A 20,666-nucleotide genomic window follows, 5' to 3' on the forward strand; every position below is an offset into this window, starting at 1 on the left:
GGAAACGCGAAAGCGAAGAACTGGAAAGCACCGAGGAAGTCGGACACGAAAGAGTCTGATAGAGTCGGAAACACGAAATACCGAACGAAAGCCCGGAGGAAAGCCCGAGAGGGTGAGTACAAAGGAAGCGTCCGTTCCTTGAGAACTCAACAGCGTGCCAAAAGTCAACGCCAGATATGTTGATACCCCGGCCCACTTCGGTGGGTTGGTGGTTCCTTTGAAAAGTCCTGGCTGTCCTTGTGACAGTCCAGGCGAACACAGCGAGGACGCTGAGAACAGCGGGCCATATTCCGGCCCGATCTGTTCCGCTCTTTCGTGTGTGTGATCCCGATTACGGGAAAACATTCATGGAGAGTTTGATCCTGGCTCAGGACGAACGCTGGCGGCGTGCTTAACACATGCAAGTCGAACGATGAAGCCCTTCGGGGTGGATTAGTGGCGAACGGGTGAGTAACACGTGGGCAATCTGCCCTTCACTCTGGGACAAGCCCTGGAAACGGGGTCTAATACCGGATAACACTTCTTCAGGCATCTGAAGAGGTTAAAAGCTCCGGCGGTGAAGGATGAGCCCGCGGCCTATCAGCTTGTTGGTGGGGTAATGGCCTACCAAGGCGACGACGGGTAGCCGGCCTGAGAGGGCGACCGGCCACACTGGGACTGAGACACGGCCCAGACTCCTACGGGAGGCAGCAGTGGGGAATATTGCACAATGGGCGAAAGCCTGATGCAGCGACGCCGCGTGAGGGATGACGGCCTTCGGGTTGTAAACCTCTTTCAGCAGGGAAGAAGCGAAAGTGACGGTACCTGCAGAAGAAGCGCCGGCTAACTACGTGCCAGCAGCCGCGGTAATACGTAGGGCGCAAGCGTTGTCCGGAATTATTGGGCGTAAAGAGCTCGTAGGCGGCTTGTCGCGTCGGATGTGAAAGCCCGGGGCTTAACCCCGGGTCTGCATTCGATACGGGCAGGCTAGAGTGTGGTAGGGGAGATCGGAATTCCTGGTGTAGCGGTGAAATGCGCAGATATCAGGAGGAACACCGGTGGCGAAGGCGGATCTCTGGGCCATTACTGACGCTGAGGAGCGAAAGCGTGGGGAGCGAACAGGATTAGATACCCTGGTAGTCCACGCCGTAAACGTTGGGAACTAGGTGTTGGCGACATTCCACGTCGTCGGTGCCGCAGCTAACGCATTAAGTTCCCCGCCTGGGGAGTACGGCCGCAAGGCTAAAACTCAAAGGAATTGACGGGGGCCCGCACAAGCAGCGGAGCATGTGGCTTAATTCGACGCAACGCGAAGAACCTTACCAAGGCTTGACATATACCGGAAACACCTAGAGATAGGTGCCCCCTTGTGGTCGGTATACAGGTGGTGCATGGCTGTCGTCAGCTCGTGTCGTGAGATGTTGGGTTAAGTCCCGCAACGAGCGCAACCCTTGTCCTGTGTTGCCAGCATGCCCTTCGGGGTGATGGGGACTCACAGGAGACCGCCGGGGTCAACTCGGAGGAAGGTGGGGACGACGTCAAGTCATCATGCCCCTTATGTCTTGGGCTGCACACGTGCTACAATGGCCGGTACAATGAGCTGCGATGCCGCGAGGCGGAGCGAATCTCAAAAAGCCGGTCTCAGTTCGGATTGGGGTCTGCAACTCGACCCCATGAAGTCGGAGTTGCTAGTAATCGCAGATCAGCATTGCTGCGGTGAATACGTTCCCGGGCCTTGTACACACCGCCCGTCACGTCACGAAAGTCGGTAACACCCGAAGCCGGTGGCCCAACCCCTTGTGGGAGGGAGCTGTCGAAGGTGGGACTGGCGATTGGGACGAAGTCGTAACAAGGTAGCCGTACCGGAAGGTGCGGCTGGATCACCTCCTTTCTAAGGAGCACTTCTTACCAACCACGGTTGGTCAGAGGCCAGTTCATCGGCGAACGTCCGGTGCTGGTTGCTCATGGGTGGAACGTTGACTACTCGGCACGGTTGGTTGGAACTGTTAGTACTGCTTCGGCGTGGAAAACAGTTCGGATTGACCGGGTCGGGCACGCTGTTGGGTATCTGAGGGTACGGACCATTTGGTTTATATCTTCGCGATGCCGGCCCCAGTGCACTCGTCCGTAAGGGCGGGGTGATGGGTGGCTGGTCGTTGCTTGAGAACTGCACAGTGGACGCGAGCATCTGTGGCCAAGTTTTTAAGGGCGCACGGTGGATGCCTTGGCACCAGGAACCGATGAAGGACGTGGGAGGCCACGATAGTCCCCGGGGAGCCGTCAACCAGGCTTTGATCCGGGGGTTTCCGAATGGGGAAACCCGGCAGTCGTCATGGGCTGTCACCCATACCTGAACACATAGGGTATGTGGAGGGAACGCGGGGAAGTGAAACATCTCAGTACCCGCAGGAAGAGAAAACAACCGTGATTCCGGGAGTAGTGGCGAGCGAAACCGGATGAGGCCAAACCGTATGCGTGTGATACCCGGCAGGGGTTGCGCATACGGGGTTGTGGGATTGCACTTCAACAGTCTGCCGGCTGTTGGGCAAGTCAGAAACCGTTGGTGTAGGCGAAGGACATGCGAAAGGTCCGGCGTAGAGGGTAAGACCCCCGTAGCTGAAACATCAACGGCTTGCTTGTGCAACACCCAAGTAGCACGGGGCCCGAGAAATCCCGTGTGAATCTGGCGGGACCACCCGTTAAGCCTAAATATTCCCTGGTGACCGATAGCGGATAGTACCGTGAGGGAATGGTGAAAAGTACCGCGGGAGCGGAGTGAAATAGTACCTGAAACCGTGTGCCTACAAGCCGTGGGAGCGTCGCTGTATGTGCTTGCACATGCAGTCGTGACTGCGTGCCTTTTGAAGAATGAGCCTGCGAGTTAGCGGTGTGTAGCGAGGTTAACCCGTGTGGGGAAGCCGTAGCGAAAGCGAGTCCGAATAGGGCGATTGAGTTGCACGCTCTAGACCCGAAGCGGAGTGATCTAGCCATGGGCAGGTTGAAGCGGAGGTAAGACTTCGTGGAGGACCGAACCCACCAGGGTTGAAAACCTGGGGGATGACCTGTGGTTAGGGGTGAAAGGCCAATCAAACTCCGTGATAGCTGGTTCTCCCCGAAATGCATTTAGGTGCAGCGTCGTGTGTTTCTTGCCGGAGGTAGAGCACTGGATAGGCGATGGGCCCTACCGGGTTACTGACCTTAGCCAAACTCCGAATGCCGGTAAGTGAGAGCACGGCAGTGAGACTGTGGGGGATAAGCTCCATGGTCGAGAGGGAAACAGCCCAGAGCATCGACTAAGGCCCCTAAGCGTACGCTAAGTGGGAAAGGATGTGGAGTCGCAGAGACAACCAGGAGGTTGGCTTAGAAGCAGCCACCCTTGAAAGAGTGCGTAATAGCTCACTGGTCAAGTGATTCCGCGCCGACAATGTAGCGGGGCTCAAGCGTACCGCCGAAGTCGTGTCATTCCAGCATTAAGGGCCAACGCCCGTGGGATGGGTAGGGGAGCGTCGTGTGCCGGGTGAAGCAGCCGCGGAAGCGAGTTGTGGACGGTTCACGAGTGAGAATGCAGGCATGAGTAGCGATACACACGTGAGAAACGTGTGCGCCGATTGACTAAGGGTTCCTGGGTCAAGCTGATCTGCCCAGGGTAAGTCGGGACCTAAGGCGAGGCCGACAGGCGTAGTCGATGGACAACCGGTTGATATTCCGGTACCCGCTTTGAAACGCCCAGTATCGAATCCATTGATGCTAAGGCCGTGAAGCCGTCCTGGAGCCTTCGGGCAAAGGGAAGTGGTGGAGCCGCCGGTCCAAGGTGGTAGTAGGTAAGCGATGGGGTGACGCAGGAAGGTAGTCCAGCCCGGGCGGTGGTTGTCCCGGGGTAAGGGTGTAGGCCGAGGGGTAGGTAAATCCGTCCCTCGTTAAGGCTGAGACCTGATGCCGAGCCGATTGTGGTGAAGTGGATGATCCTATGCTGTCGAGAAAAGCCTCTAGCGAGTTTCATGGCGGCCCGTACCCTAAACCGACTCAGGTGGTCAGGTAGAGAATACCGAGGCGTTCGGGTGAACTATGGTTAAGGAACTCGGCAAAATGCCCCCGTAACTTCGGGAGAAGGGGGGCCATCACTGGTGATCGGATTTACTCCGTGAGCTGGGGGTGGCCGCAGAGACCAGCGAGAAGCGACTGTTTACTAAAAACACAGGTCCGTGCGAAGCCGTAAGGCGATGTATACGGACTGACGCCTGCCCGGTGCTGGAACGTTAAGGGGACCGGTTAGTGCGCTTTCGGGCGTGCGAAGCTGAGAACTTAAGCGCCAGTAAACGGCGGTGGTAACTATAACCATCCTAAGGTAGCGAAATTCCTTGTCGGGTAAGTTCCGACCTGCACGAATGGCGTAACGACTTCTCGACTGTCTCAACCATAGGCCCGGTGAAATTGCACTACGAGTAAAGATGCTCGTTTCGCGCAGAAGGACGGAAAGACCCCGGGACCTTTACTACAGTTTGATATTGGTGTTCGGTTCGGCTTGTGTAGGATAGGTGGGAGACTTTGAAGCATGCACGCCAGTGTGTGTGGAGTCAATCTTGAAATACCACTCTGGTCGTGCTGGATGTCTAACCTCGGTCCGTGATCCGGATCAGGGACAGTGTCTGATGGGTAGTTTAACTGGGGCGGTTGCCTCCTAAAGAGTAACGGAGGCGCCCAAAGGTTCCCTCAGCCTGGTTGGCAATCAGGTGTTGAGTGTAAGTGCACAAGGGAGCTTGACTGTGAGACCGACGGGTCGAGCAGGGACGAAAGTCGGGACTAGTGATCCGGCAGTGGCTTGTGGAAGCGCTGTCGCTCAACGGATAAAAGGTACCCCGGGGATAACAGGCTGATCTTCCCCAAGAGTCCATATCGACGGGATGGTTTGGCACCTCGATGTCGGCTCGTCGCATCCTGGGGCTGGAGTCGGTCCCAAGGGTTGGGCTGTTCGCCCATTAAAGCGGTACGCGAGCTGGGTTTAGAACGTCGTGAGACAGTTCGGTCCCTATCCTCTGCGCGCGTAGGAATATTGAGAAGGGCTGTCCCTAGTACGAGAGGACCGGGACGGACGAACCTCTGGTGTGCCAGTTGTCCTGCCAAGGGCATGGCTGGTTGGCTACGTTCGGAAAGGATAACCGCTGAAAGCATCTAAGCGGGAAGCCTGCTTCGAGATGAGTATTCCCACCCCCTTTGAGGGGTTAAGGCTCCCAGTAGACGACTGGGTTGATAGGCCAGATGTGGAAGCCCGGTAACGGGTGGAGCTGACTGGTACTAATAGGCCGAGGGCTTGTCCTCAGTTGCTCGCGTCCACTGTGTTAGTTCTGAAGTAACGAACTGTGCCGTTTCCGGTTTGTTCAACTTCATAGAGTTTCGGTGGTCATAGCGTTAGGGAAACGCCCGGTTACATTCCGAACCCGGAAGCTAAGCCTTTCAGCGCCGATGGTACTGCAGGGGGGACCCTGTGGGAGAGTAGGACGCCGCCGAACAATTATTGTGGGAAAGCCCCGCACCTTATGGTGCGGGGCTTTTCTGCGTTCAAGGCCCGTTCCCCACCCCTGTGTGCCCGGCGGTTGTGGCTGAGGGTAGGGTCAGGGGCATCATTGGCACGTTCGCACAGGAGGCCCCCGGGTGGAGGTCCAGGAGACCCGCGTTCAGACGGACCGGGTGTTCACCATCCCGAACATCCTCAGCATGGCCCGTCTCGCCGGCGTCCCTCTGTTTCTGTGGCTGATTCTCCTGCCTGTGTTCGGTGGGCCCAAGGCTGACGGCTGGGCATTGCTGGTGCTGATGCTCAGTGGCATCAGCGACTATCTCGACGGAAAGCTTGCCCGTCGCTGGAACCAGATCAGCAAGCTCGGGCGGCTGCTCGATCCCGCCGCAGACCGGCTCTACATCCTTTCCACCCTGCTCGGCCTCACCTGGCGCGAGATCCTGCCGCTGTGGCTCACCGCTGCCCTTTTGGCGCGGGAGCTGATGCTTCTGGTGATGGTGGGCATCCTCCGCAAGCACGGCTATCCGCCGCCGCAGGTGAACTTCCTCGGGAAGGCCGCGACCTTCAACCTGATGTACGCCTTCCCGTTGCTGCTTCTCAGTGACGGAAGCGGGTGGCTGCCGTCACTGGCTGCTATTTTCGGATGGGCGTTCGCCGGATGGGGTACAACTCTGTATTGGTGGGCAGGAATCCTTTACGTGGTCCAGGTCCGCCGGCTGGTGCAGGCGGAGACCGCGGCCGATTGAGCCTGTCGATTGCGGCGCTGTCAGCGCCGGATTGCCTGCGCACGATGCCTCTCGCGGCAGTCCCGCACGGGTGAAGTCGGCTAGACCGTCGTCTCTTCGAGGAGGACTTTCCCGACATGAAGGCCGTCGTGATGGCTGGTGGTGAGGGCACCCGCCTTCGCCCCATGACCTCGAGCATGCCCAAGCCGCTCCTGCCGGTTGCCAATCGACCGATCATGGAGCATGTGCTGCGGCTGCTCAAGCGGCATGGGCTCAGTGAAACCGTCGTAACCGTGCAGTTTCTGGCCTCGCTCGTCAAGAACTACTTTGGTGACGGCGAAGAGCTCGGAATGGAGCTGACCTATGCCAATGAGGAGAAGCCACTCGGCACCGCAGGCAGTGTGAAGAATGCCGAGGAAGCGCTGAAGGACGACGCTTTCCTCGTCATCTCCGGCGATGCCCTCACCGACTTCGACCTCACCGACCTGATCAGATTCCACAAGGAAAAGGGCGCGCTGGTCACGGTGTGCCTGACCCGCGTGCCGAACCCCCTGGAGTTCGGCATCACGATTGTGGACGAGGCGGGGAAGGTCGAGCGGTTCCTGGAGAAGCCCACGTGGGGGCAGGTCTTCTCGGACACCGTGAATACGGGCATCTATGTCATGGAGCCCGAGGTGTTCGACTATGTGGAAGCCGATGTCTCTGTCGACTGGTCCGGCGACGTCTTTCCTCAGCTGATGAAGGAAGGCAAGCCGATCTACGGCTACATCGCCGAGGGCTACTGGGAGGACGTCGGTACCCACGAGAGCTACGTCAAGGCCCAGGCCGACGTTCTCGAGGGCAAGGTCGACGTCGATCTCGACGGTTTCGAGATCTCTCCCGGTGTGTGGGTGGCCGAGGGTGCCGAGGTGCATCCGGACGCGGTGTTGCGCGGCCCGCTCTACATCGGTGACTACGCCAAGATCGAGGCCGGCGTGGAGCTCCGCGAGCACACCGTCGTGGGGTCGAACGTCGTCGTCAAGAGCGGTGCGTTCCTGCACCGGGCCGTCGTGCACGACAACGTCTACATCGGCCAGCACAGCAACCTGCGCGGCTGCGTGATCGGCAAGAACACCGACATCATGCGGGCCGCGCGCATCGAGGACGGCGCCGTCATCGGTGACGAGTGCCTCGTCGGTGAGGAATCGATTGTTCAGGGCAATGTGCGGGTCTACCCGTTCAAGACCATCGAGGCCGGCGCCTTCGTCAACACCTCGGTGATCTGGGAGTCGCGGGGGCAGGCGCATCTCTTCGGAGCGCGTGGTGTCTCCGGGATCCTCAACGTGGAGATCACACCCGAGCTGGCGGTACGTCTCGCCGGTGCCTACGCCACCACACTCAAGAAGGGCGCGACGGTCACCACCGCACGTGACCACTCGCGTGGTGCGCGCGCGCTGAAGCGGGCGGTCATCTCCGCGCTCCAGACCAGCGCCATCGACGTACGCGACCTGGAGAACGTACCGCTGCCCGTGGCACGGCAGCAGACGGCGCGGGGCAGCGCCGGCGGGATCATGATCCGTACGACCCCCGGGGTGCCGGACTCCGTCGACATCATGTTCTTCGACGAACGGGGCGCGGATCTTTCGCAGGGCGGCCAGCGCAAGCTGGACCGCGTGTTCGCGCGGCAGGAGTACCGGCGGGCCTTCCCCGGTGAGATCGGTGACCTGCACTTCCCGGCGAGTGTCTTCGACTCCTACACGGGCTCGCTCCTGCGCAACCTCGACGTCACCGGCATCGCGGACTCGGGTCTCAAGGTCGTCGTCGACGCGTCCAACGGAAGCGCCGGCCTCGTACTGCCCAGCCTTCTCGGTCGGCTCGGGGTCGACGCGCTGACCATCAATCCGGGACTCGACGAGTCCAGGCCCACGGAGACGAGCGATTCGCGCCGTTCCGGTTTGGTGCGGCTCGGTGAGATCGTCGCTTCTGCCCGGGCGGCCTTCGGTGTGCGGTTCGACCCGGTCGGTGAGCGGCTGTCGCTGGTGGACGAGCGCGGACGGATCATCGAGGACGACCGCGCGCTGCTGGTGATGCTGGACCTGGTCGCGGCCGAGCGGCGCAGTGGCCGGGTCGCGCTGCCGGTGACGACCACCAGGATCGCCGAGCAGGTCGCGGCGTACCACGGAACGCAGGTGGAGTGGACGACCACCTCACCGGACGACCTGACCCGGGTCGGCCGTGAGGAGTCCACCATCTTCGGTGGCGACGGACGCGGTGGCTTCATCATTCCCGAGTTCAGCAGCGTCTTCGACGGCGCCGCCGCCTTCGTGCGGCTGATCGGACTGGTGGCCAGGACGCAGCTCACGCTGAGCCAGATCGACGCGCGGATACCGCGAGCCCATGTGCTGCGACGTGATCTGGCCACGCCGTGGGCGGTGAAGGGTCTCGTGATGCGTCGTGTCGTCGAGGCCGCCGGAGACAGGTTCGTGGACACGACCGACGGTGTGCGGGTCGTGGAGGCCGACGGGCGGTGGGTGATGGTGCTGCCCGATCCCGCCGAGGCCGTCACCCATTTGTGGGCCGAGGGGCCGGACGACGATTCGGCCCAGGCGCTGCTCGACGAGTGGTCCGCCGTCGTGGACAGCGCAGGTCACTGAGGTATCACCGGTGGTGCCGGGCGGAGAGGGACCGCGCCGCCCGGCGCACCGGTGGGGCCATTCGGCGGTAGCTGCCGCGACGTGCGACGATGTGCGGCATGTCGCAGCAGTCCCCTGATCGGAGCACGTCTCCGCCACCCCGGCGCCCCGACGCGTCCATGTCGCTGCTGACCAATGTGATGGACCACAGCCTCGACGACGGGTATGCCGAGGCGACTGCCCGCAGGCAGGCCGACGGGACCGCGGGCATGCCGCGCTCGCTGCGCGCGAAGCTGGGACTGGCGGCCGGGCTGGTGCTGGCCGCCCTGGTCGTCACCGTGGGTGCCGCCCAGGCGCGGATAGAGGCGCCGGTGATCGCCAAGGAGCGCGAGGAGCTCATCGACCGGGTGGAGACGGAGACCTCCGCGGCGGACGAGCTCGAGCGGAACGTCGAGAAGCTCCGGGCCGACGTGGGCGAGCGCCAGCGCAAGGCGCTTCAGCAGCACGGCGGTGACCAGGGCGGGCTGGTGGCGTTGCTGTCCGGTGCGACAGCCGTGCAGGGCCGCGGAGTGAAACTCGTCGTCGACGATGCCAAGGACGCGGACGAGGGCGGCGGCGGGCCGCGGGAGAGTACGAGCTTCTCGGACACCGGCCGGCTGCGGGACCGGGACATGCAGCGGATCGTCAACGGTCTGTGGTCCTCGGGCGCCGAGGCAGTGGCCATCAACGGACAGCGGCTGACGTCCCTGTCCGCGATCCGCGCGGCCGGCGACGCCATACTGGTCGACAACAGGCCGCTGGTGCCGCCGTACACGGTGCTGGCGGTGGGGGACGGGCAGCGGCTGAGCGCCGCTTTCCAGGACAGTGCCGACGGTCGGTATCTGCATGTCCTCCAGGAGAGCTACGGCATCAGGACCAACATTTCCGCTCAGGAGCAGGTCCGGCTTCCCGCCGCGCCCAGCCTGATCGTACGTACAGCAGAGCCGCTGGTCGCGGGCGCCGGGCGGGCCCCGGCCAACACAGGGAAGGGCACATCGTGATCGCCGTACTGGGCCTCGTCGTGGGAGTCGTGGTCGGACTGTTGGTCCGGCCCGAGGTGCCGGCGGTGGTCGAGCCGTATCTGCCGATTGCCGTCGTCGCGGCGCTCGACGCGGTGTTCGGCGGTCTGCGGGCCATGCTCGACGGGATCTTCGTCGACAAGGTCTTCGTCGTGTCCTTCCTGTCCAATGTTGTGGTGGCGGCCCTGATCGTGTTCCTCGGCGACAAGTTGGGCGTCGGCGCGCAGCTGTCCACGGGTGTGGTCGTGGTGTTCGGTATCCGGATCTTCTCCAACGCGGCGGCGATCCGTCGTCACGTGTTCCGGGCGTGAGGCAGATGAGTACAGAAGACAACCCTCAGCGCGACGAAGAAGTACCGCAGCCACAGGAGTGGCCTGCGCAGCAGCCCACGACGGGGCGTCAGCGGCTGATGGCCGGGCTCTGGCCGCCGCGGGTCACGCGGGCGCAGCTGATCGTGGCGCTGCTGCTGTTCGTGCTCGGGCTCGGACTCGCCATCCAGGTCAGGTCGAACAGCGACGACAGCGCGCTGCGCGGGGCGCGCCAGGAGGACCTGGTGCGCATCCTCGACGAGCTGGACGACCGTACGCAGCGGCTCGAGGACGAGAAGCAGAAACTCGACGATCAGAGGACCGAGTTGGAGAACAGCTCGGACCAGGCCGAAGAGGCCCGCAAGCAGACGCTGGAGAAAGAACGTCAGCTCGGTGTGCTGGCGGGCACGGTGGCGGCCCAGGGGCCCGGCATCACGTTGACCATCACTGATCCGCACTCGACGGTCGAGGCCGACATGCTGCTGGACGCGATCCAGGAACTGCGGGCGGCGGGTGCGGAAGCGATTCAGGTCAATGACGTCAGGGTCGTCGCGGACACGTATCTGGTGAACAGTGGGGGCGGTGTCGAGGTGGACGGGAAGAAGGTCGGCGCCCCGTACCGGTTCAAGGTGATCGGCAAGCCGCAGGACCTGGAGCCCGCGCTCAACATCCCCGGCGGCGTTGTCCAGACGCTCGAGGAGGAGCGGGCCGTGGCTACGGTCACCCGCTCCGGGAAGATCGTCGTGGACGCCTTGCGACCGGCGAAGCAGCCTGACTACGCTCAGTCGTCACCGCGGTGAGGTTGGGGCGCATGGGGGCACCGGGACAAGGGCATGAGGTTGCGGGGGGTCGGCGCACCGAAGGCGTGGTGCGTGGTGGAAACTGTTTGGTGGATACGGACGTTGTGAAGATGTCCGGTTCGGCAGGTGTGTTCATTCAGGGTTCGTCCTGCCCCACGGGCGGGTCTGTTTCAGTCAAGGGGAATCGCCCGTGAAGTTGTTTGCGAAGTTGTTCGGCAAGAGCGCACGCGAGGACGGTGCGAACAGCACTGCCCGTCACCGTGCGACGCGTGGTGGAGAAGTCGATGAGCAGGGCGGTGAGCGTCCGCTCTTCCGGGACGAGGTCGCCGGTCCGGGCGGCGACATTTCGGGTGGACCGGGCGCGTCGTCTGTTGACCCCGCTGGTCCCGGCCGCATAGGTTTCGGAGAATCAGCCTCAAGTACGGGTGGAGGGTTTGCCGCCGATCCGTACGCATCCCATGCCCCGCAGGGGCAGCCGCGGCAGGAGGATCCGTCCATGTCGGCCTTGCCGGTTTGTACGAGGTGCGGGCACCGCAATGCCGAGGCCAGTCGTTTCTGTTCCAACTGCGGAGCGCCGTTGCGGTCCGGGGTGAGCGCCGAGCGTCCGTCGGAGACGACGTCGACGATCTCCATTTCCGGGCTCGAGGCGTACGAGGCGGAGGCGACGGGGCAGACCGCCGCTCCTTCGCTCTCTCCGGAGGCGCAGGCGGCCGTCGACGCCCTTCCGCTCGGTGCGGCGCTGCTCGTGGTGCGGCGCGGTCCGAATTCGGGCAGCCGCTTCCTCCTGGACGGCGATCTGACCACGGCCGGCAGGCACCCGCAGAGCGACATCTTCCTCGACGACGTGACGGTTTCGCGTCGCCATGTGGAGTTCCGCCGGGGCGCCGACGGTGGCTTCACCGTCTCGGACGTCGGCAGTCTCAACGGCACCTACGTCAACCGGGAGCGGATCGACTCGGTCCCGCTGTCGAACGGCGACGAGGTGCAGATCGGTAAGTACCGGCTGGTCTTCTACGCGAGCCAGCGGGCCATCTGACCCGTACGGGAAGGTCCATGCAGCGAACACCGACGGGCGGTGCCGGAAACGGCACCGCCACCGCGGGCGACCGGCTGGTGAGTATTGGCACCGTGCTGAACCTGCTGCGTGACGAGTTTCCCGAGGTCACCATCTCCAAGATCCGTTTCCTGGAGACCGAGGGACTCGTCGAACCGCAGCGGACCGCCTCCGGTTACCGCAAATTCAGTTCCGACCATGTCGAGCGGCTGGCCCAGGTGCTGCGCATGCAGCGTGATCATTACCTGCCGCTCAAGGTCATCCGTGAGCACCTCGACGCGCTGGAGCGTGGTGAACAGGTGCGGCTTCCGGCCGCCGGCGGGGCGGACGAGGAGTCCGACGGGGCCGCGGGCCCAGGGACGGACCGCCCGACGGCGGCCCGGATCGGACGCGACGAGCTGCTGGCGGCCGCAGAGGTCGGTGAGGAAGAGCTGGACGTCTGGGAGTCGTACGGTCTGATCTCCCCCCTGCCGGGCGGTGGCTACGACGCCGAAGTCGTCACAGTGGCCAAGCTTGTGGCCGAATTTGGCCGGTTCGGCCTTGAGCCACGGCATTTGCGCGCGGTGAAGGCGGCGGCGGATCGCGAGGCCGACCTCGTGGAACAGGTCGTCGCGCCCCTGCGCCGGCACCGGAATCCGCAGACCAGAGCCCATGCGGAGGCTACGGCCAAAGAACTCGCCGAGTTGTCCGTCAAGCTCCATTCGGCCCTCATCCAGGCAGCCCTCGGCGTGCGGCTGCACTGAGCTTGGGGGATCCCGACTACCCAAACCTGCCAAGCACGTCCTAGGGTTGCTGTGTGAACGAGCTCGACGTCGTAGGTGTCCGGGTAGAAATGCCCTCGAACCAACCGATCGTGCTCCTGCGCGAAGTGGGAGGCGATCGGTACCTCCCCATCTGGATCGGGCCGGGGGAGGCGACTGCGATCGCCTTTGCCCAGCAGGGGATGGCCCCTGCCAGGCCTCTGACCCATGACCTCTTCAAGGACGTACTCGAAGCGGTCGGCCAGGAGCTCACTGAAGTCCGCATCACCGACCTGCGGGAAGGGGTCTTCTACGCCGAGCTGGTCTTCGCCAGCGGAGTCGAAGTGAGCGCGAGGCCGTCCGACGCCATAGCGCTGGCCCTGCGCACCGGTACGCCGATCTACGGCAGTGACGGGGTGCTGGACGACGCGGGTATCGCGATTCCTGACGAGCAGGAGGACGAGGTGGAGAAGTTCCGCGAGTTCCTCGACCAGATCTCCCCCGAGGACTTCGGGACGAACAGTCAGTGAGCCGTCGGCCAGTGCGCCGCGCGCCGGGGTGTTTTCCCGCAAACAAGTAGCTTTTCCCCGAAGTTAGGCACGGGAAACCACTCTCAGGGTGATTATCACTCGGCGTGCCGAGTGTGGCGATCGTTGACGCACCCCGGGTGACTGCCTACCGTCGACAGGGCAGGTCAAGGACGGAGGTCGGCGTGAGAAGCAGCGGCGACGGTACGGTGGCGGGCGGGCCGTATCCGCTTCACGGCAGTGCGGTCGACCCTCTGGCGGGGCGGCAGGGCATGACGTCGGCCACGGGCGGGACGACGGCGGCCGAGGGCACGGAGAGCATCGGGTACCGGGGGCCGACCGCCTGCGCGGCGGCGGGGATCACTTACCGGCAGCTCGACTACTGGGCGCGTACGGGACTGGTGGAGCCGAGCGTACGGCCCGCCCACGGATCGGGTACGCAGCGGCTTTACAGCTTCCGCGACGTCGTCGTCCTCAAAATCGTCAAGCGATTCCTGGACACCGGTGTGGCGTTGCAGAACATTCGCGCGGCCGTCCAGCATCTGCGGGCCCGGGGTTTCCAGGACCTGGAGCGGATGACGCTCATGAGCGACGGCGCGACGGTGTACGAGTGCTCGTCGCCCGACGAGGTCGTCGAGCTGCTCCAGGGCGGCCAGGGCGTCTTCGGGATCGCCGTGGGCGTGGTCTGGCGGGATGTGGAGAGCGCGCTGTCCCAGCTGCACGGGGAGCGCGTCGACACGGGCGAGACGCTGGTCGGGCACAACCCCACGGACGAACTCGCGCGGCGCCGCAACAAGGCGGGCTGACGGGCGGCTCGGGGGCGGACGGAGGACGGGCCGGTCGGCGCTCCGGCCGGTGCGGCTGTCTTCCCGCCGCGCCGTCGCCGCCCGATTGTCAGTGCCGTACGGCAGCATCGGTGGTGTGAGATCCGCGCCGACCATCCTGCATCTGGACATGGATGCCTTCTACGCCGCAGCAGAGCAGGCGGCGAAGCCGAGTCTGCGCGGAAAGCCGGTGGTCGTCGGCGGAATCGGGACCCGGGGGGTTGTCGCCACCGCGTCGTACGAGGCCAGACGATTCGGGGTGCATTCGGCGATGCCGGTGGCCCAGGCGCGCCGGCTGTGCCCGAACGCCGCTTACCTGATGCCGCGCTTCGCCCTCTACCGGTCGGTCAGCGAACAGGTCATGGAGCTCCTCGGGCGGCTTTCCCCGCTGGTGGAGCCGCTGAGCCTGGACGAGGCGTTCGTCGATCTGGAGGCCGGCGGAGTGGCCGACGACTCCGCCTCGGCGCGCAGGGCGGGCGAACTGCTGCGCGCCGACATCAAGGCTGTCACGGGGCTGACGGGCTCCGTGGGACTCGCGGGTTCCAAGATGCTCGCGAAGATCGCGTCGGAGCAGGCCAAGCCGGACGGTCTCGTGCTCATAGAGCTGGGGACCGAGCGGGAGCTGCTGGGGCCCATGCCGGTGCGGATCCTGCCGGGGGTCGGCCCGGCCACCGGCGAGCATCTGCGCCGGGCCGGAATGACGACCGTCGCCCATCTCGCGGAAGCGGGCGAGGACGAGCTTGTACGCCTGCTGGGACGGGCGCACGGGGTCTCGTTGTACCGAATGGCCGCCGGGCACGACGAACGGCCCGTGGTGGCTGAGAGGGACGCCAAATCCGTGTCGGTCGAGGACACCTTCGAAGTGGACCTGCACGACCGGGTCCGGGTCAGGAACGAGGTGGTGCGGCTGTCGGACCGGTGCGTGCAGCGGTTGCGGGCGGCCGGGCGCTCGGGCAGGACCGTGGTGCTGAAGGTGCGCAGATACGACTTCTCGACTCTGACGCGCTCCGAGACGCTGCGTGGGCCCACCGACGATCCGGCGGTGGTGCGGGAGGCCGCCGGGCGGCTGCTGGAGTCGGTGGACACCACCGGCGGCGTCAGGCTGCTGGGCGTGGGCGTCACCGGGCTGGCCGACTACACGCAGGAGGACCTCTTCGCACAGGCGGCGGCGGGGGAGCGCGCGCAGGCCGAGGCGCAGGGTGCGCAGGAGACCGCGGAAACGGTGCCCGGCGCCGGGGAGCCGGTGGCGGCAGCTCCCGAGCCGCCGCAGGAGCGCCGGTGGCTGGCCGGGCAGGACGTGCGGCACGCCCGGTACGGAGCGGGGTGGGTGCAGGGCAGCGGGCTCGGGAGGGTGACGGTGCGGTTCGAGGAGCCGACGTCGCCGCCGGGGCGGGTGCGGACCTTCGCGGTGGACGATCCGGACATCACCCCGTCCGATCCGCTCCCGCTGGTGCGGGCGCCCGCCGGGGATCAGGCCGAGTCGTCGCCGGCCAGCCGCCCGAAGTCCCGGTCGGGGGCGGGGGAGGAGATCTCCAGCCCGTAGTGGTGGTAGAGCTGGAGTTCCTGTTCGGGGGAGAGGTGGCGGCCGACGCCGAAGTCGGGTGCCTCCCGGATCAGGGCGCGGTCGTAGGGCACCCGCAGGGAGTCGTCCACGACCTTGCTGGGCTCCAGCGGGACGAACGCGTCCCGGCTGAAGAGACCGGTGCGTACCGCAGCCCATTCGGGCACACCCGTGGCGTCGTCGAGGTACACCTCGTCCACCGTTCCGATCCTGGTGCCGTTGCGGTCGTACGCCTTGCGGCCGATCAGGCTGCGCGGATCAATGTCGGTCTGCACGGTCCCTCCAACTGATCGCGGCTGCTCCCTAGACCCTACGAAAGGGCACAACTGTGGACTCGGCCACTCGAGGGATTCAGGACAGACCTCGCTGGTAGGCTGGCCAATGGCTGCTGACCCCGTGCGGGAGAGTCTCCGGTGAACGTGCCGGAGGCGCCGAAGGAGCAAATCCTCCCCGGAATCTCTCAGGCACCCGTACCGCACGGACGAGGTCACTCTGGAAAGCAGGACGGGCATCGGACGGGCATGTGCTGGGCAAGAGCGCAGCACCCGTCACGGATCCCTTCCTCACCGACGGTGAAAGCCGGAACGACCTCGACGTCAGCGACGTACCTACGGTCTTCCGGTGAAGCTCTCAGGTTGAGATGACAGAGGGGGAGGGCCGTCCGGGTACCCGTGCCGTGGTGCCCCTCGCAGGTCGCGTCAGACCAGGAGGCCTTCCGCAGATGACCGCAAACCGCATTCCGCTCTCACAGCTTGAGCGTGGCATCCCCTTCGAGCAGCGCCACATCGGGCCCGATGCCGGAGCTCAGGCCAAGATGCTCGCCCAGGTCGGTTACGGCTCGCTCGACGAGCTGACCGCGGCCGCGGTGCCGGACGTCATCAAGAGCGCCGAGGCGCTCGGACTGCCCGACGCGCGTACCGAGGCCGAGGTACTGGCCGAGCTGCGCACGCTCGCCGACCGCAACCAGGTGCTCGCCCCGATGATCGGGCTGGGCTACTACGGCACCTTCACGCCGCCGGTGATCCTGCGCAACGTCATGGAGAACCCCGCCTGGTACACGGCGTACACGCCCTACCAGCCGGAGATCTCGCAGGGCCGCCTCGAAGCGCTGCTCAACTTCCAGACCATGGTCGCGGACCTGACCGGACTGCCGACCTCGGGTGCCTCGCTGCTCGACGAGGGCACCGCCGCCGCCGAGGCCATGTCGCTCGCGCGCCGCGTGGGCAAGGTCAAGAACGGCGTCTTCCTGATCGACTCCGACACCCTGCCGCAGACCGTGGCCGTCATTCAGACGCGCGCGGAGCCGACCGGTGTCGAGGTCGTCGTCACGGACCTGTCGGACGGTATCCCGGCCGAGGTCGCCGAGCGCGGTGTCTTCGGTGTGCTGCTCCAGTACCCGGGAGCGTCGGGCGCCGTGCGGGACATCAAGCCCGTCATCGAGCAGGCCCACGAGCTCGGGGCGATCGTCACCGTCGCCGCCGACCTTCTCGCGCTCACGCTGCTGACCTCGCCCGGCGAGCTCGGCGCGGACATCGCGGTGGGCACCACCCAGCGCTTCGGTGTGCCGATGGGCTTCGGCGGCCCGCACGCCGGCTTCATGGCCGTACGCGAGAAGTTCGCGCGCAGCCTGCCCGGGCGGCTCGTCGGCGTCTCCGTGGACGCCGACGGCAACAGGGCGTACCGGCTGGCGCTCCAGACGCGTGAGCAGCACATCCGCCGTGAGAAGGCCACCAGCAACATCTGCACGGCGCAGGTGCTGCTCGCCGTCATGGCTGGCATGTACGCCGTCTACCACGGCCCCGACGGCCTGCGCGGCATCGCGCGCCGCACGCACCGCTACGCGACGCTGCTCGCCGAGGGCCTGCGCGCCGGCGGCGTCGAGGTCGTGCACGGCGCGTACTTCGACACGCTGACCGCGCGCGTTCCCGGCAAGGCGGCCGAGGTCGTCGCGGGGGCCCGTGAGCGCGGGGTCAACCTGTACCAGGCCGACGCCGACCACGTCTCCATGGCCTGCGACGAGACGACGGGCCGCGCGCAGATCTCCGCGGTTTGGGCGGCCTTCGGGGTCGACGCGGACATCGAGGCGCTCGACGCCCGGGTGGCCGACGCGCTGCCCGAGGGGCTGCTGCGGAGTGACGAGGTGCTGACGCACCCGGTCTTCCACCAGCACCGGTCGGAGACCGCGATGCTGCGCTACCTGCGCAGGCTCGCCGACCGCGACTACGCGCTCGACCGCGGCATGATCCCGCTCGGCTCGTGCACGATGAAGCTGAACGCGACCACCGAGATGGAGCCGGTCACCTGGCCGGAGTTCGGAGCGGTCCACCCCTTCGCGCCGGTCGAGCAGGCGCAGGGCTACCTGACGCTCATCCACGAACTGGAGGAGCGTCTCGCCGAGGTCACCGGGTACGACGCGGTGTCCATCCAGCCGAACGCCGGTTCGCAGGGCGAGCTGGCGGGGCTGCTGGCGGTACGGGCGTACCACCGGGCCAACGGCGACGACCAGCGCACGGTGTGCCTGATTCCGTCGTCCGCGCACGGCACCAACGCGGCGAGCGCGGTCATGGCCGGCATGAAGGTCGTCGTCGTCAAGACCCGTGAGGACGGCGAGGTCGACGTCGAGGACCTGCACGCCAAGATCGAGCAGTACCGCGACGAGCTGTCGGTGCTGATGATCACCTACCCCTCCACGCACGGGGTGTTCGAGGAGCACGTCGCCGACATCTGCGCGACGGTGCACGAGGCCGGCGGTCAGGTGTACGTCGACGGCGCCAACCTCAACGCGCTCGTCGGACTCGCCAAGCCGGGCAAGTTCGGCGGCGACGTCTCGCACCTGAACCTGCACAAGACCTTCTGCATCCCGCACGGCGGCGGCGGCCCCGGCGTCGGCCCGGTCGGCGTACGGGCGCACCTCGCGCCGTACCTGCCGAACCACCCCCTCCAGCCGACGGCCGGCCCGGAAACGGGCGTGGGGCCCATTTCGGCCGCTCCGTGGGGCTCGGCGGGCATTCTGCCGATCTCGTGGGCGTACGTCCGTCTCATGGGCGGCGAGGGGCTCAAGCGGGCGACGCAGGTCGCGGTGCTCGCGGCGAACTACATCGCCAAGCGCCTGGAGCCGCACTACCCGGTGCTCTACACCGGCCCGAACGGGCTGGTGGCGCACGAGGCGATCATCGACCTGCGGCCGCTGTCGAAGGCGACGGGCGTCAGCGTGGACGACATCGCCAAGCGGCTGATCGACTACGGCTTCCACGCGCCGACCATGTCGTTCCCGGTGGCCGGGACGCTGATGATCGAGCCGACCGAGAGCGAGGACCTGGCGGAGATCGACAGGTTCTGCGACACGATGATCGCCATAAGGGCCGAGATCGAGAAGGTCGGGTCCGGCGAGTGGCCCGCGGACGACAACCCGCTGCGCAACGCCCCGCACACCGCTGCCGCGCTGGGCGGCGAGTGGGAGCACGCGTACAGCCGTGAGGTGGCGGTCTTCCCGGCCGGCGTCTCGGCCGCGGACAAGTACTGGCCGCCGGTGCGCCGGATCGACGGTGCGTTCGGCGACCGCAACCTCGTCTGCTCGTGCCCGCCGCTGGACGAGTACGACAACTGACGTACGACACGGACGTACGGCGGGACCGTACGCCATGGGTCGGGGCCGGTTCGGAGGATTCCTCCGGGCCGGCCCCTCGTCGTAGTGAAGCCGTGTGCCGGCCGGTCAGGCGGCCCTGACGACGTCGAGCGGACGGTGTGGAGCGATGATCTGGCCGTCCGGCAGCAGCTCACCGGTGTCCTCGAAGACGAGGACTCCGTTGCACAGCAGGCTCCAGCCCTGTTCCGGGTGGTGCGCCACAAGACGAGCGGCTTCCCGGTCGGCGGAGTCGGCAGTCGGGCAGGCTGGCTGGTGCTGGCACATGGAAGGGTTCTTTCGCTGCGTTGTGGTGAGTGTCCCGCGGCTCGATGCGTTGTTCATGGCCGCCCCCCGTATCAGTCGGTCCGGTCCCAGTGTTGCCCCACGGGCGTCGTTCCGCAGGGATTTCACGGCAGCTCTCCTTACTGATTAATGACGCGTCACTCGTGCGGACGGTTCAGCTCAACCGGGGCGTCCCTTCGGGTGGTTCGAGGGGGCCGATACGGGCTAGTCCGATTGGGGGGTGCGAGGGCCGGGCTGGGGGTGCAGGGGCCGGGCGGCGGCTGAGGGGGCGGGGGCCGGGCGGCACTGTGCCCCGTGGCCGGGGCGGGCACGGGGCACAGGGGACGCGCGGCGGCGCCCGGGAGACGGGCGGCCGCCGTCAGGCGGGCTGGCTGAGGAGCGGGACGGCGGGTGGTGTGAGCCGGTGGGTGAGCAGCGGCAGCAGATCGGCTACCCGGTGCGGGCGGTGCGAGGCGATACCGGGCGGTGCGGGCGCCAGCGGTACGAGCAGGTCCGTCGGCAGCGGCATGGTCTCGGAGGCGTCGACGCCGGCGGCCGGACCGTCGTGCAGCCACAGAGTGAGCATGTACAGCTCCGGTACGGACAGCAGGCGTGGCTGGTAGCGCTTCGTCATCGCCTCGGCCTGGCGCAGCGCGAGTTCGCTGGAGGCGATGTACGGGCCCTCGCAGAAGTGCGAGAACGCCCAGCCGTCGGCGGTGAGCATGGTGTCGGCGGCGGCCACCGTACGATCGCCGCTGCGGATGAGGAACCGCCAGCCGGTCAGCCGGGTGCGCGGCGGCCTGCCTGACGGGATGATTCCGTCCAGTACGTGGAAGGGGAGCGGGAACTCGGGGCTGAGCGGTCCCTGAGCCGCACGGAGGGCCGGGGGACGGGCCTCGCGGACGGCGGTGGGGGAACCGAGTGCCGCGAGGACGCTGCGCAGGGCTGGCGCGGGAGCCGGTGGGACAAGCAGCGGCATGGTGGGTCGCCTCTCACTTGGGAGACACGGTGATGCGTGGGTGTGCGTGGGCGGTGCGGACGGCGCTGTCTGCGTTTCGG

The 20,666-nt window shown here is 65.8% G+C and carries 14 protein-coding genes, 3 rRNA genes and 1 riboswitch; of the genes, 14 read left to right on the forward strand and 3 right to left on the reverse strand.

Annotated elements, in window-relative coordinates:
- Positions 1 to 344 precede the first annotated feature (344 nt).
- The 13 genes from AS594_RS29075 (at position 345) to AS594_RS29135 (ending at position 15,682) form a co-directional block, all read left to right on the forward strand.
- Positions 345 to 1,870, forward strand: a 16S ribosomal RNA gene (locus AS594_RS29075).
- 301 nt (positions 1,871 to 2,171) lie between these two features.
- Positions 2,172 to 5,295, forward strand: a 23S ribosomal RNA gene (locus tag AS594_RS29080).
- A gap of 74 nt (positions 5,296 to 5,369) precedes the next feature.
- Positions 5,370 to 5,486, forward strand: a 5S ribosomal RNA gene (rrf, locus tag AS594_RS29085).
- Together the 16S, 23S and 5S rRNA genes form the textbook arrangement of a ribosomal RNA operon.
- Before the next feature lie 142 nt (positions 5,487 to 5,628).
- Positions 5,629 to 6,237: a cardiolipin synthase ClsA gene (gene clsA, locus AS594_RS29090; RefSeq protein WP_069929794.1), complete on the forward strand. Its 609-nt coding sequence runs from the start codon at positions 5,629 to 5,631 to the stop codon at positions 6,235 to 6,237.
- A gap of 116 nt (positions 6,238 to 6,353) precedes the next feature.
- Positions 6,354 to 8,849 (forward strand): mannose-1-phosphate guanyltransferase, encoded by a 2,496-nt coding sequence (locus tag AS594_RS29095; RefSeq protein WP_069929795.1) that lies wholly within the window; start codon positions 6,354 to 6,356, stop codon positions 8,847 to 8,849.
- A gap of 98 nt (positions 8,850 to 8,947) precedes the next feature.
- Entirely contained in the window at positions 8,948 to 9,868 is a 921-nt protein-coding gene (locus AS594_RS29100; protein ID WP_069929796.1) for a DUF881 domain-containing protein, read from the forward strand.
- Entirely contained in the window at positions 9,865 to 10,197 is a 333-nt protein-coding gene (locus tag AS594_RS29105; protein WP_023543062.1) for a small basic family protein, read from the forward strand. Before AS594_RS29100 ends, AS594_RS29105 begins: the two co-directional genes overlap by 4 nt.
- Positions 10,198 to 10,295: 98 nt before the next feature.
- Positions 10,296 to 10,994, forward strand: a complete 699-nt coding sequence (locus AS594_RS29110) for a DUF881 domain-containing protein (RefSeq protein WP_240509294.1) — start codon at positions 10,296 to 10,298, stop codon at positions 10,992 to 10,994.
- A gap of 82 nt (positions 10,995 to 11,076) precedes the next feature.
- A complete protein-coding gene (locus AS594_RS41350; protein WP_079144356.1) occupies positions 11,077 to 12,030 on the forward strand; it encodes an FHA domain-containing protein in 954 nt (317 codons plus the stop codon).
- A gap of 17 nt (positions 12,031 to 12,047) precedes the next feature.
- Complete coding sequence (ftsR, locus tag AS594_RS29120) at positions 12,048 to 12,791, forward strand: transcriptional regulator FtsR (RefSeq protein WP_069929798.1); 744 nt, start codon at positions 12,048 to 12,050, stop codon at positions 12,789 to 12,791.
- 53 nt (positions 12,792 to 12,844) lie between these two features.
- On the forward strand, positions 12,845 to 13,318 hold the full coding sequence (locus AS594_RS29125; RefSeq protein ID WP_006123076.1) for a bifunctional nuclease family protein: 474 nt from the start codon (positions 12,845 to 12,847) through the stop codon (positions 13,316 to 13,318).
- A gap of 182 nt (positions 13,319 to 13,500) precedes the next feature.
- Positions 13,501 to 14,121 (forward strand): MerR family transcriptional regulator, encoded by a 621-nt coding sequence (locus AS594_RS29130; protein ID WP_069929799.1) that lies wholly within the window; start codon positions 13,501 to 13,503, stop codon positions 14,119 to 14,121.
- 115 nt (positions 14,122 to 14,236) lie between these two features.
- On the forward strand, positions 14,237 to 15,682 hold the full coding sequence (locus AS594_RS29135; protein ID WP_069935994.1) for a DNA polymerase IV: 1,446 nt from the start codon (positions 14,237 to 14,239) through the stop codon (positions 15,680 to 15,682).
- On the opposite strand, the gene AS594_RS29140 is transcribed toward AS594_RS29135, so the two are convergent.
- Positions 15,610 to 15,975, reverse strand: a complete 366-nt coding sequence (locus AS594_RS29140; protein WP_069929800.1) for a PRC-barrel domain-containing protein — start codon at positions 15,973 to 15,975, stop codon at positions 15,610 to 15,612. The two genes, AS594_RS29135 and AS594_RS29140, sit on opposite strands and share 73 nt — an antisense overlap.
- Before the next feature lie 114 nt (positions 15,976 to 16,089).
- A riboswitch (glycine riboswitch) is annotated at positions 16,090 to 16,186 on the forward strand.
- 235 nt (positions 16,187 to 16,421) lie between these two features.
- Between AS594_RS29140 and gcvP the strand changes: the two genes are divergently transcribed.
- Positions 16,422 to 19,307 carry an aminomethyl-transferring glycine dehydrogenase gene (gene gcvP, locus AS594_RS29145; RefSeq protein ID WP_069929801.1) on the forward strand — a complete coding sequence of 962 codons (2,886 nt, stop codon included), beginning with the start codon at positions 16,422 to 16,424 and terminating at the stop codon, positions 19,305 to 19,307.
- A 105-nt stretch (positions 19,308 to 19,412) separates the two neighbouring features.
- Here the strand turns inward: gcvP and AS594_RS29150 are convergent, their stop codons facing one another.
- The gene (locus tag AS594_RS29150; protein WP_069929802.1) at positions 19,413 to 19,610 is read right to left on the reverse strand and encodes a DUF5999 family protein; all 198 of its coding nucleotides are present in this window, start codon (positions 19,608 to 19,610) and stop codon (positions 19,413 to 19,415) included.
- 376 nt (positions 19,611 to 19,986) lie between these two features.
- The gene (locus tag AS594_RS29155) at positions 19,987 to 20,586 is read right to left on the reverse strand and encodes a hypothetical protein (protein ID WP_069929803.1); all 600 of its coding nucleotides are present in this window, start codon (positions 20,584 to 20,586) and stop codon (positions 19,987 to 19,989) included.
- Positions 20,587 to 20,666: the final 80 nt, after the last annotated feature.

Source organism: Streptomyces agglomeratus (assembly GCF_001746415.1).
Lineage (GTDB): Bacteria > Actinomycetota > Actinomycetes > Streptomycetales > Streptomycetaceae > Streptomyces > Streptomyces agglomeratus.

What these genes read in the sequence shown, in the direction of transcription:
- AS594_RS29095 (WP_069929795.1), top strand. Translation starts at nt 6,354, where the DNA reads ATGAAGGCCGTCGTGATGGCTGGTGGTGAGGGCACCCGCCTTCGCCCC.
- gcvP (WP_069929801.1), top strand. Translation starts at nt 16,422, where the DNA reads ATGACCGCAAACCGCATTCCGCTCTCACAGCTTGAGCGTGGCATCCCC.
- ftsR (WP_069929798.1), top strand. Translation starts at nt 12,048, where the DNA reads ATGCAGCGAACACCGACGGGCGGTGCCGGAAACGGCACCGCCACCGCG.
- AS594_RS29155 (WP_069929803.1), bottom strand. Translation starts at nt 20,586, where the DNA reads ATGCCGCTGCTTGTCCCACCGGCTCCCGCGCCAGCCCTGCGCAGCGTC.
- AS594_RS29150 (WP_069929802.1), bottom strand. Translation starts at nt 19,610, where the DNA reads ATGTGCCAGCACCAGCCAGCCTGCCCGACTGCCGACTCCGCCGACCGG.
- AS594_RS29100 (WP_069929796.1), top strand. Translation starts at nt 8,948, where the DNA reads ATGTCGCAGCAGTCCCCTGATCGGAGCACGTCTCCGCCACCCCGGCGC.
- AS594_RS29110 (WP_240509294.1), top strand. Translation starts at nt 10,296, where the DNA reads ATGGCCGGGCTCTGGCCGCCGCGGGTCACGCGGGCGCAGCTGATCGTG.